We start from the raw sequence: 10,564 nt of genomic DNA, 5'->3' as shown, positions 1-10,564 counted from the left end.
GGGCGGTCTTGTCCGCGCGGTGAACGAATTGGCCCCGACAGGCATCGTTGTCGTCGGCGAAGACTCTTATGGGGTCTTCGATTACGTGAAGAACTGCGAGATCCCGATCTACTTCTTTAGCGGCCAGGCCGAGCGCTATTATGGTGGCGAGGCCCATGTGTGAGAAGGGTGGTGGACTTGGAGGCGTCTTTGGCAGCCAGTTGGGAAATCACTTGCCGTCCGGAAGCGCCCAACTCTCCCATATGTTCAGGGATGACGTTGGACATTTGCCGGACACCCCTCGTAACAGGCAATTGATCATGGAGCTTGTGAACGATGAGCCATGTCGTTTGGGAACTGATAAGTGGGGCAAGACCTGGTATGCAAAGACTAATCCGGATGGTACACAGCTGTGGGCGTCCGTGTTAGATGGGAAAGTCCAAAACTGCGGACAGAACGACTCACCTCGATCATGGAATGACGAGACGGGCCTGAGCAAGAATACGGGTAAGACCAGGCAGAACGCATTCAAGAGGAGGAAATAGCATGCAGCTTACGCCAAGGCAGGTCTATCTGACGATGTTTGACGCGCTTGATGCGGCATGGGACTTGGAGCGGACGGACCGCCTCCGAGAGTATCTCTCCGAGGCCAATCCTTATCTTTGGGAGGGCGGCAGCTCTGCTGATCCGGCTGTTTATGATGGCTTTGCGTCATCCTTCGAGGAAGGCCGTGGGGGAGATGATATGGCTCCCGAAAACGCTCTCAAGTTTGTACGAAACTATCTCGATAAGCAGAACGAGGCGTACTCATGGGCTGACGGCGATCTTATGGCCTCCTTCGATTCGGTGGTTACGCCAGAGCTTTGGGAACAGGCACTTGAAGGAAACGCCAACTAGCATGGATAGATGGGGAAGCTGATACCTCCCTAACTCATTTCTCAGCCCGTGGGCCTCGCGCTCGCGGGCTGTTTTTGTATGGCGATGCGCCACGTGGCGTCTATCCTTGCGTGCCGTTCTCGTCCGCACCCGCTTTTACATGTCCGCCACCGCCGAGCACCCGTTTCTACGTGCTAGCTGGCCTCTGAGTACGTAGAAACGGGTGCTTGATGCGGGAGCAAGTAAAAGCGGGTGCGCGTGGCTCGCTTCGTCTAGGTTGCGCAGATGGCTAACTTTTGTACATTCGTGACCCTACCCCCCTGGGGGAGGGGTATACTCCACTCGAGAAACACGCGGGGGATGGGTAGTGGCGCCCGTGCCAAGGGGACGGCCCTGCTGACGCGCCTCGGCAACCAGAGCGAGAGGAGCATCATATGGCTCACGAGAAGTTCGACGTGGGAGGCATGACCTGCGCGGCGTGCCAGGCCCACGTGCAAAAGGCGGTGGCGGGTGTCAACGGCGTCAGCGACGTGGTGGTCAACCTGCTCTCCGGCTCGATGACCGTCGACTACGACGAAGCCAGCACCACGCCCGCCGCCATCTGCGCCGCCGTCGACCGCGCCGGCTACTCCGCCACGCCCGTCTCGGCAAACGCGGCATCGGGCGACGCCGGCGCCGCTGTCAGCGCTAGCGCGACGTCCACACTTACCAATCCCACCAAGAAGCTCGACGAGGCCGCCAACGCCATGCGCCACCGCCTCGTCGTGTCGTTCGTCTTTCTCGTTCCGCTGTTCTACATCGGGATGGGCCACATGCTGGGCTGGCCGCTGCCGGCCGTCTTCACCGACCACACCCACTCGATGACGCTTGCCCTCACCGAGCTTTTGCTTGTGCTGCCCATCGTCTACGAGAACCGCGCCTACTTCATCAACGGCTTCAAGAGCCTTCTCCACCGCGCGCCCACGATGGACGCGCTCATCGCCATTGGCGCCTCCGCGAGCCTCGCGTGGTCGGTCTACGCCATGTTCGTCATGGCCGACCAGCTCGCCGCCGGCGACGTCCACGCCGCAATGATGACGGGCATGGACAACCTCTACCTTGAGAGCGCGGGCACGATCCTCGCTCTCGTTACCGTGGGCAAGTACCTCGAGACGCGCAGCAAGGCAAAGACCGGCGGCGCCCTCGAGGCCCTCATCGACCTTGCGCCCAAGACGGCCAACGTCGTCGACGCCAGCGGCGCGGAGCGCGAGGTTCCGGCCGCCCAGATCGCCGTGGGCGACGTCATCCGCATCCGCCCGGGCGAGAGCCTGCCGGTCGACGGCGTGGTGCTCGAGGGCGCGAGCTCCGTCGACGAGAGCGCCCTCACCGGCGAGTCGATGCCCGTCGAGAAGCGTGCGGGCGATGCCGTGAGCGCCGCGACCATCAACCGCACCGGCACGTTCACCTTCCGCGCCACCCGCGTGGGCGCCGACACGAGCCTTGCCAAGATCGTGGAGCTCGTCGAGGACGCCAACGCCACCAAGCCGCCCATCGCCCGCCTGGCCGACAAGGTCGCCGGCGTGTTCGTACCTGTCGTCATAGGTATAGCCCTCGTGACGTTTGCCGTGTGGCTGGCGGTGAGTGGTTCCGTGAGCGAGGCCATTACCTCGGGCGTTGCGGTGCTCGTCATCAGCTGCCCGTGCGCACTGGGCCTTGCCACCCCCGTGGCCATCATGGTGGGCACGGGCCGCGGAGCCGAGATGGGCGTGCTGTTCAAGAGCGCCGAGGCCCTCGAGACCCTGCGTGGCGTCAACGCCGTGGTGCTCGACAAGACCGGCACCATCACCAAGGGCGCGCCGCAGGTCACCGACATCGTCGTGGCGGGCGCCGCATCCGAGAAGGCCCTGCTCAAGCTCGCGATGGCCCTCGAGGCATCCTCCGAGCACCCCCTTGCCGAGGCCATCCGCGCCGCGGCCGGCGAGCGCGGCATCGTGGCCCGCGAGGTGGCAGGCTTCGCCGCCGTGCCCGGCCGCGGCGTCACGGCCCGCGAGGGGTCCAACGCCATCGCCGCCGGCAACGCCCGTCTCATGGCCGAGCTGGGCGTTGCGGTGGACGAGGACCTTCTCGCGCGCCTGGCGGGGGAGGGCAAGACGGCCCTCATGTTTGCCAAGAACGGCCAGCTCATGGGTACCATCGCCGTGGCAGACCAGGTGAAGGAGACGAGTCGCGCGGCCATCGCGGCCCTGCGCGGGCTGGGCATCCGCCCACTTATGCTCACGGGTGACAACGTGCTCACGGCCGCGGCGATCGCCGCCGAGGTGGGCCTTGAGCCAGACGAGGTCGTCGCCGAGGTGCTGCCCGCCGACAAGGAGCGCCACGTGCGCGAGCTGCAGGAGCAGGGCCTGCGCGTGGCCATGGTGGGCGACGGCATCAACGACTCGCCCGCGCTTGCCCGTGCCGACGTGGGCCTGGCCATCGGAGGCGGCGCCGACATCGCCAAGGAGGGGGCCGACGTGGTGCTCATGCACTCCGACCTGCTCGACGTGGCGCGCGCCGTCGAGCTGTCGCGCGCGGTGATTCGCAACATCAAGCAGGACCTGTTCTGGGCGCTGTGCTACAACGCCTGTGGCATCCCGCTGGCGGCGGGCGTGTTCTACCCGCTGCTGGGCTGGCAGCTCTCGCCGATGTTCGGCGCCGCGGCGATGAGTCTCTCGAGCGTCTGCGTCGTCACGAACGCCCTGCGCCTTCGCGGCTTCCGCCCACGGGTGTAGCAAGATGGGATGCGGGGACGCGTCTTTTGTCCCGCGCGACGGGCGGCCGCTCTGTCGCTCGTCCTTCTCGGCAGCAAAAATGGGATGGGCCGGCCTGGCCGCTCGTCTCGGCAACGTCATCAATGGGGCGGCCTGCCCGCCCTGGCAAAGATAAGGAGAGATAGATGAACTACACGATCAAGACCCAGGGCATCATGTGCGGCCACTGCGAGGCCACCGTCGAGAGTGCGCTGCTCAAGGTCGCCGGCGTGACAGACGCCGAGGCCGACCACGACGCCAACGTCGTGACGGTCGAGTGCAGCGAGGGCGTTTCGGCCGATGTCCTCAGGGAGGCCATCGAGGGTGCCGGCTCGTACAAGGTGCTCGAGGTTGCGGCCAATTAACCGCAGGTAGATGGCGCGTTGTCGCGGGAGGGGACCTGCGGCGCGCATACGTTTGTACTGTGAGACGCGTGCGTGGCGGGCGGCGGGTGCCGTGCGCCGCGCACGTGCCCAGACGTGGGGGAGAAGAACATGCAGGCAGACCCTAAGACCGTGCTCAACCTGCTCAAGACCGCGCGCGGCCAGCTCGACGGTGTGGTGCGGATGGTCGAGGACGACCGTTACTGCATCGACATATCCAACCAGCTCATGGCCATCGAGAGCCTTGTGGCCAAGGCCAACGCCACCGTGCTCAAGGCCCACGTCGCGGGCTGCGTGCGCACGGCGTGCTGCTGCGGCGACGAGGCCGAACGCGACGTCAAGCTCGCCGAGATCGAGGGCGTCATCGACAAGCTCTCGAGGTAGCGATAGCGGGGCAGGACAGAGGGACGTGCCTTCTGTCATATGTCAAAAGGCGCGTCCCTCTGTCATATGGCGTTTGCTTTGCTTGCGCTATTCGTCGTGGTAGCGGCCGCGCAGCTGCTTGACCTGCGAGCGGCGGTGCTTGTCGTCGAGGCGGCGCTGGCGCTGTCCGCGCGAGGGCTTCGTGCGGTGGCGAACCTTGGGCGCGCGTCCGCGGCGGCCGAGCTCCTCGCGGATCTTGGCGAGGCAGAGCTGGCGGTTGCGGAACTGGCTGCGGCTCTCGCGCGACACGACGACGATGCCCGTGGGCTCGTGGGTCATGCGCACGGCCGAGTCGGTCGTGTTGACGCACTGCCCGCCGGGGCCCGACGCATGGAAGGCCTGCGCGCTGCACTGCTCGGCCAGCTGGTCGAGGGGCAGGCGCGCCATGCATGCGTAGTCGTGGTATGTGAGCTGCTTGTTTTCCATGGCGTCCATGATAACGCACCGTGTGCTATTCTCCGCCGTATAGCTCAATTCTGCGTCATATACCGCAGCTTTGTGCAAAACTGCGCGTCAGAAACAGCAGTTTGTGTAAAACCGCAGCTACAAAGCTATGGAACACCCAGTTGCCCTTCTTAGCCACGCGTATTACACTCGATGTATAGCACGCGAGAGGAGCGTATAGCATGGCTGCCACGTCAACGATGGTCCAGATGAACACGAGGATCGACCGCACCCTCAAGCAGGAGGGTGATCGCGTCTTCAAGGAGGAGGGCTTTACTCCCTCCGAGGCCATTCGTGCATTCTGGGATTATGCCGCTCGCACGGGTGGCAAGTCTGAGGCGCTCCGGACGGTGCTCAAGGAGGCGCCGGCTGAGGAGGACGGGATAACGCCGCAGCTTGAGGCGCTGCGCCAAGGGCGCGCGGAGATTTGCGAGGCGATGTCCAAGCTTGGGTTGGGAGAAAACCCAGTTCTGTTCGAAGACGGCTTGGACTATGGCGAGCTTCGCGATTCCTATCTGGAGGAGCGTTTGACCGAGAAGGACGCGAGGTCGGTCTGATGGATCTCACTGACGTCCGCATAATGGTCGACACAAACGTGTGGGTCGACAACTTCTATGGTGCTCGGCGCGGAACAACGAAGTCCTCGAAGAGCCTCGACCTTGCCGCCGGGCGTGGTGCGCAGCTTCTCTACGCCGCCACATCGGCCAAGGATGTGTTTTATCTCGTTGTAAAGCAGCTCAAGAACGAGGCGCGCCAATGCTCCGGCTGCATTACGAGCCAGGAGGCCAAGGCCATCGAGATGGTGGCGGCCGCTTGCCTTGAGTCTATGGACAACTGCGCCACGGCAGTGGGCATCGACAGCTCGGACATCTGGCTTGCTCGCAAATACTGCAAGGTTCACATGGACTTCGAGGACTGCCTGATTATGGCCGCGGCCAAGCGGGCAAAGGCCGACTACGTGCTCACGTGCGACAAAGACTTTCTGCGGCACGCAATCGTTCCGACCCTTAGCCCTGATGACTTCATCACTCTCATGGAAGCATAGACATGACGACCCCACCAACGTCTCCCGCGGAACCGGACCTGCTTTCCGAGGTTGAAGAAAACCGGCGGAAGTTCATCATCGAGGCTGGCTTGTCACCCGGGCCCTTCAAGAGCGATATGACCGTTCAAGAACGTATTGATTACGATAGGGAGCAGTTGGTCAATCATCTGTTCGAGAAATGCTACGGGAGCGAATGGCTGGCGGATGAGTCTGCTGGTGAGTAGCTTTCCACATACAAGCAACGCCTCGGAACTGCTGGTTTGGCTCCGGGGCGTTGTGGTTGAGAAATGAGCGTTGCGGCCGAGAAACGCCGTGCGAAACGCTCTGTCGAGATAAGACGGCCGAGAAGCGCCGTGCAAGGCGCGCCGTGAGGAAGCTCCGGCGTCCTCGCTACTCTCCGCGGCAGACCTGCTCGGCCAGGCGCGTGAGGACGGCCTGCGCGCGGCGGACGTCGGCGTGGGGCACATACTCGTTGGGCTTGTGCGCCAGCGCTAGCGACCCCGGCCCGTAGCTCATGCAGTTGTGGTTGCCGCAGCGCCCGGCGATGACGGCCGTGTCGGTGTAGCCGGTGAAGATGCTCACCTCGGCCGGCTCGCCGCAGACCTCGCGCGTGGCATCGAGCACGGCGGCGGCTAGCGGCGACGCGGGGTCGCGCTCGATGGCGGGGCGGTCGCCGGTGCACACGTAGGAGCCGTGGCACCCCGGCACCGCGTCCTCGGCCTCGGCAATCGCCCGCTTCACAATGCCCCTGGCCACCTCGGTGTTGCACGGCGGCACCAGGCGCATGTCGATCCACACCTTGCACGAGTCAGGCACGACGTAGGGTCGATAACCACCCTCCACCTGGCCAAACGTTACCGTCGAGGGCCCCAGCTCGTCGTGGGTGGGCTGGGACAGGATGCCCCTGCGGATGCGGCAGATTGCCTCGGACATCGCCGCGATGGCGTCTGCCCCCTTCCAGGGCTGGCTCGCGTGGGCCGTGACGCCCTCCATCGTGACCTCGAACCACGTGCGCCCCTTGTGCGCAACCTGCAGCTGGCCATCGGTGGGCTCGGTGTCGAGCACCCACTCGTCTGCACCAACCCATCCGGCCCCGATCGCGGCCTCGACGCCGCGCATGAAGTCCTCCTCGTCGACGCTGCAGATGATTGAGATGCCGCGGCGCGGCAGCTTGCCGCTGGCGCCCACGCGTTCGAGCTCGTCGGCAAAGGCTATGAGGGCGCTCGCCAGGCCGCTCTTCATGTCGCAGGCGCCGCGCCCGTAGAGGCGGTCGTCGCGGACGAGGCCGCCCAGCGGGTCGATGTCGGCGTCCCAGCCGTCGCCCAAGGTCACGGTGTCCATGTGGCAGATGAAGACGAGGCGCGGGTCGTTGGACGTGCCGGGAATCGTGGCCATGAGCTCGGTGCGGCCGGGCAGCACCTCGAGCTCCTCGACGACCACCTGGGCGGCCAGGGCGGGCGGTAGCTCGTCGATGCGCTCCTCGAGCCAACGCTTGGTGTAGCACTCGATCTGCCCCTCGTAGGCGCCAGGGTCCGACGAGTCAATCATCACGAGCTCGCGGGCGAGCTCCCAAGCCTCGTCGCCCGTCTTCGTGTGCGCCTGCGCGTCCATTGCCGCCTCCACATCTGGGCGCTGCGCGCCCAATCGCTGTCTTTTGACCCCATGATAGGTCTGTCCTCGAATTCATGACTTACTTTTATGCCATTGAACTCAATATGCGAGTAAGGAGCGTGCCAAAATACCAGTCATATAGTAGGATTTGTCAGGTTTCCATGCGAGAAAGGCCTGCTCACATGACAGGGGGACGTGTCTTTTGTCCCCGGGCGGCGGGGACAAAAGACACGTCCCCCTGTCCCCGTTGCGTTATCCCAGCGAGGAACAACGGTTGGCCAAGGGTTTACCGCTCGCAGAATCGTTATACATCCTCGCCGATAACGTTGTGTAAGAAAAAATTATCGCACACTCGACGGGGGTACCCTCGAACCCAAAGGGTGCATCGCGGCGCAGGACCGCGCGGCGCCAGAGAAGGGGGCGTCGGCGGCGCGGGGCCGCGGGCGCCCGCAACCAGCGAGCGCCATGCGCGCGGCGGGGCCCAAGGCGCCACGTCGTCGCAGTGGCGCGCGCAGACAAAAGGGAGAGAGCCATGGCAGACAACGAGCAGTACGACTTCCACCCCATGTGGGACTCGCTCGGCATAAACCTCGAGGACCACGACATGCTTCTGGGCACCGTGGGCCAGATGTACGGCGACATGTTCCTCACCCAGAGCAACCGCCCCGCGTCGACCAGCTACCTCGACTTCGTTGCCACCAACATCCACTCGGGTCGCATCAAGGAGATGCTCGACAAGAAGGCCAGCGGCGAGGCCACCAAGATAGCGGGCTCGTTCTGCCTCTACGTCCCCGAGGAGATCGTCCTGGCCTGTGACGGCATTCCCGTGGGCCTGTGCTCGGGCGCCGACTGGGCAACCGACAAGGTCGAGGAGCACCTGCCGCGCAACACCTGCCCGCTCATCAAGAGCTTCGCCGGCTTCAAGCTGGGCCAGGTCTGCCCCTACATCGAGTCGAGCGACCTCGTGGTGGGCGAGAACACCTGCGACGGCAAGAAGAAGGCCTACGAGTTCTTTGCCACGCAGAAGAACATGTACGTGGTCGACATCCCCAACGTCCACAACGAGCGCACACTCGAGGACTGGAAGGCCGAGGTCAAGAAGCTCGCGGCCAAGATCTCTGAGGAGTGCGGCGTCGAGCTCACGGCCGAGCGCTTGTCCGCCGCCATCCACGCGGTGAACGAGAAGCGCCGCGCACTCAAGCGCCTCTCGGCCACCCGTGCCGCAGACCCCGCGCCCATCAGCGGCCTCGACAGCCTGCTCACGGTGCAGGCCGCCTTCATGGACGACACCCCGCGCCTCACCGACGCCGTCAACAAGATGGCCGAGGAGTGCGAGGCCCGCGCCGCCGCTGGCGAGGGCGTGACGCCCAAGGGCACCAAGCGCATCCTCTACACCGGCACCCCCATGGCCGTGCCCAACTGGAAGCTCTTCAACATCATCGAGAAGGCCGGCGGCGTCGTGGTGGGCGAGGAGTCCTGCACGGGCTCGCGCTACTACAAGGACCTGGTCGACGAGGGCGGCACCACGGTCGACGAGATGCTCGACGCCATCGCCGAGCGCTACTTCAAGATCAGCTGCGCCGTCTTTACCCCCAACGACCAGCGCATGGAGGACGTCGTGCAGATGGCGCGCGACCTGCACGCCGACGGCATCATCGACTGCTCGCTGCAGTTCTGCACCCTCTACGAGATGGAAGCCTTTAGTGTCGAGAAGGCCGCCGAGAAGGCCGGCATCCCGTTCATGCACATCACGACCGACTATGCCGGCGAGGACGCGGGCCAGCTCAAGACCCGCATCGAGGCGTTCCTCGAGACCATCTAGCTGCCAAGCGTTGGGACGATAAAGCCCGTAGCTTTATCGTCCCACTTTATCTGGGGAATGGGACAATATAGCCCGTAGCACTTTTGTCCCAACTGGGACGGTTGCTCAGGCACCTATTGTCCCAGCCCGTTATTTGAACAGGAGGAGAAGTACCACATGGACATGACCGGAGTGAAGCTCACGGAGCTCGTCGAGGCGGCCGGGTGCGCGGCCAAGCTCGCGCCAGGCTACCTCTCTGAGGTGCTCGCGGACCTGCCGCGCATCGACGACCCCAACCTGCTCGTGGGCTTCGACGCCTCCGACGACGCCTACGTCTACGACCTGGGAGGCGGCCAGGCGCTCGTGGGCACCACGGACTTCTTCCCCCCGATGGTCGACGACCCGTTCCTGTTTGGCCAGGTGGCGGCCGCAAACGCCCTCTCCGACGTCTGGGCCATGGGTGGCACGCCCAAGCTCGCGCTCAACCTCCTGTGCTTCCCCAACTGCCTGGGCCTCGAGGTTGCGGGCCAGATCCTGGCCGGCGGCGCCAACAAGTGCGCCGAGGCCGGCGTTATCGTGGCGGGCGGCCACTCGATCAACGACCACGAGCCCAAGTTTGGCCTGGCCGTGACGGGCCTCGTCGACCCGGCGCACATGCTCGCCAACGGCGGCGCCAGAGTGGGAGACGCCCTCGTGCTCACCAAGGCGCTGGGCACGGGCGTGCTCACCACGGCCCACAAGGCCCAGCTGCTCGACGACGCCGGCGTCAAGGTCGCCACGGACTCGATGATCACGCTCAACAAGTACGGCGCCGAGGCGCTTGCCGGGCTCGACGCCCATGCCGCGACCGACGTCACGGGCTTCTCGCTCATGGGCCACGGCTGCGAGATGGCCGAGGCAAGCGACGTCACCATCCGCATCAGCGCAGGTAGCGTGCCCGTCATGGCGCGCGCCCGTGAGATGGCGAGCATGGGCTTGATCCCGGCCGGCGCCTACCGCAACCGCGACTTCTTTGGCCCGCGCGTGCAGATGGGCGCCGAGGTGCCCCTGGACCTCTCCGACATCCTGTTTGACCCGCAGACCTCAGGAGGCCTCCTCGTGGCGCTGCCGGCAGACCAGGCCAAGACGTACGCCGAGCGCATGCGCGAGAAGGGCCAGCCCGCCGCCGTGGTGGGAACCTGCGAGCCGCGCGGCGAGCACTCCGTTATCGTAGGGATGTAGCGATCCCGCGCGC

At 64.9% G+C, this 10,564-nt stretch carries 10 protein-coding genes and 1 pseudogene; 9 read left to right on the top strand and 2 right to left on the bottom strand.

Annotated features, from left to right (window positions below):
* Window positions 1-525 precede the first annotated feature (525 nt).
* From AC1VTH_RS03985 to AC1VTH_RS03970, 4 genes are all read left to right on the top strand, one after another.
* Complete coding sequence (locus AC1VTH_RS03985; RefSeq protein ID WP_481334816.1) at window positions 526-876, top strand: hypothetical protein; 351 nt, start codon at window positions 526-528, stop codon at window positions 874-876.
* Window positions 877-1,289: 413 nt separating this feature from the next.
* On the top strand, window positions 1,290-3,605 hold the full coding sequence (locus AC1VTH_RS03980; RefSeq protein WP_481334815.1) for a heavy metal translocating P-type ATPase: 2,316 nt from the start codon (window positions 1,290-1,292) through the stop codon (window positions 3,603-3,605).
* 164 nt (window positions 3,606-3,769) lie between these two features.
* Complete coding sequence (locus AC1VTH_RS03975) at window positions 3,770-3,988, top strand: heavy-metal-associated domain-containing protein (RefSeq protein ID WP_481334814.1); 219 nt, start codon at window positions 3,770-3,772, stop codon at window positions 3,986-3,988.
* 129 nt (window positions 3,989-4,117) lie between these two features.
* Window positions 4,118-4,390 carry a metal-sensing transcriptional repressor gene (locus tag AC1VTH_RS03970; protein ID WP_293673779.1) on the top strand — a complete coding sequence of 91 codons (273 nt, stop codon included), beginning with the start codon at window positions 4,118-4,120 and terminating at the stop codon, window positions 4,388-4,390.
* Between the two features lie 87 nt (window positions 4,391-4,477).
* Here AC1VTH_RS03970 and AC1VTH_RS03965 read toward each other — a convergent pair.
* A pseudogene (locus tag AC1VTH_RS03965) lies at window positions 4,478-4,765 on the bottom strand (peptide chain release factor-like protein); the annotation flags it as partial.
* A 290-nt stretch (window positions 4,766-5,055) separates the two neighbouring features.
* Between AC1VTH_RS03965 and AC1VTH_RS03960 the strand changes: the two are divergent.
* The 3 genes from AC1VTH_RS03960 to AC1VTH_RS03950 are packed head-to-tail and all read left to right on the top strand — an operon-like array spanning window position 5,056 to window position 6,142.
* Window positions 5,056-5,430 (top strand): type II toxin-antitoxin system RelB/DinJ family antitoxin, encoded by a 375-nt coding sequence (locus tag AC1VTH_RS03960; RefSeq protein ID WP_481334813.1) that lies wholly within the window; start codon window positions 5,056-5,058, stop codon window positions 5,428-5,430.
* The gene (locus tag AC1VTH_RS03955; protein ID WP_481334811.1) at window positions 5,430-5,918 is read left to right on the top strand and encodes a type II toxin-antitoxin system VapC family toxin; all 489 of its coding nucleotides are present in this window, start codon (window positions 5,430-5,432) and stop codon (window positions 5,916-5,918) included. Before AC1VTH_RS03960 ends, AC1VTH_RS03955 begins: the two co-directional genes overlap by 1 nt.
* A gap of 2 nt (window positions 5,919-5,920) precedes the next feature.
* The gene (locus AC1VTH_RS03950) at window positions 5,921-6,142 is read left to right on the top strand and encodes a hypothetical protein (protein ID WP_481334810.1); all 222 of its coding nucleotides are present in this window, start codon (window positions 5,921-5,923) and stop codon (window positions 6,140-6,142) included.
* 166 nt (window positions 6,143-6,308) lie between these two features.
* Here the strand turns inward: AC1VTH_RS03950 and AC1VTH_RS03945 are convergent, their stop codons facing one another.
* On the bottom strand, window positions 6,309-7,529 hold the full coding sequence (locus AC1VTH_RS03945) for a M20 family metallopeptidase (protein ID WP_481334809.1): 1,221 nt from the start codon (window positions 7,527-7,529) through the stop codon (window positions 6,309-6,311).
* 532 nt (window positions 7,530-8,061) lie between these two features.
* Between AC1VTH_RS03945 and AC1VTH_RS03940 the strand changes: the two genes are divergently transcribed.
* Both AC1VTH_RS03940 and selD read left to right on the top strand, forming a co-directional pair.
* On the top strand, window positions 8,062-9,351 hold the full coding sequence (locus tag AC1VTH_RS03940) for a double-cubane-cluster-containing anaerobic reductase (protein WP_481334807.1): 1,290 nt from the start codon (window positions 8,062-8,064) through the stop codon (window positions 9,349-9,351).
* Between the two features lie 162 nt (window positions 9,352-9,513).
* On the top strand, window positions 9,514-10,551 hold the full coding sequence (gene selD, locus AC1VTH_RS03935; protein ID WP_481334817.1) for a selenide, water dikinase SelD: 1,038 nt from the start codon (window positions 9,514-9,516) through the stop codon (window positions 10,549-10,551).
* Window positions 10,552-10,564 lie beyond the last annotated feature (13 nt).

The sequence above is a fragment of the Parolsenella sp. genome, assembly GCF_982402205.1.
Note: the sequence above shows the minus strand (reverse complement) of the source record. Positions and strands in the feature narration are given on the sequence as shown.

What these genes read in the sequence shown, in the direction of transcription:
- AC1VTH_RS03985 (WP_481334816.1), top strand. Translation starts at nt 526, where the DNA reads ATGCAGCTTACGCCAAGGCAGGTCTATCTGACGATGTTTGACGCGCTT.
- selD (WP_481334817.1), top strand. Translation starts at nt 9,514, where the DNA reads ATGACCGGAGTGAAGCTCACGGAGCTCGTCGAGGCGGCCGGGTGCGCG.
- AC1VTH_RS03940 (WP_481334807.1), top strand. Translation starts at nt 8,062, where the DNA reads ATGGCAGACAACGAGCAGTACGACTTCCACCCCATGTGGGACTCGCTC.
- AC1VTH_RS03970 (WP_293673779.1), top strand. Translation starts at nt 4,118, where the DNA reads ATGCAGGCAGACCCTAAGACCGTGCTCAACCTGCTCAAGACCGCGCGC.
- AC1VTH_RS03945 (WP_481334809.1), bottom strand. Translation starts at nt 7,529, where the DNA reads ATGGACGCGCAGGCGCACACGAAGACGGGCGACGAGGCTTGGGAGCTC.
- AC1VTH_RS03960 (WP_481334813.1), top strand. Translation starts at nt 5,056, where the DNA reads ATGGCTGCCACGTCAACGATGGTCCAGATGAACACGAGGATCGACCGC.
- AC1VTH_RS03955 (WP_481334811.1), top strand. Translation starts at nt 5,430, where the DNA reads ATGGATCTCACTGACGTCCGCATAATGGTCGACACAAACGTGTGGGTC.
- AC1VTH_RS03950 (WP_481334810.1), top strand. Translation starts at nt 5,921, where the DNA reads ATGACGACCCCACCAACGTCTCCCGCGGAACCGGACCTGCTTTCCGAG.
- AC1VTH_RS03980 (WP_481334815.1), top strand. Translation starts at nt 1,290, where the DNA reads ATGGCTCACGAGAAGTTCGACGTGGGAGGCATGACCTGCGCGGCGTGC.
- AC1VTH_RS03975 (WP_481334814.1), top strand. Translation starts at nt 3,770, where the DNA reads ATGAACTACACGATCAAGACCCAGGGCATCATGTGCGGCCACTGCGAG.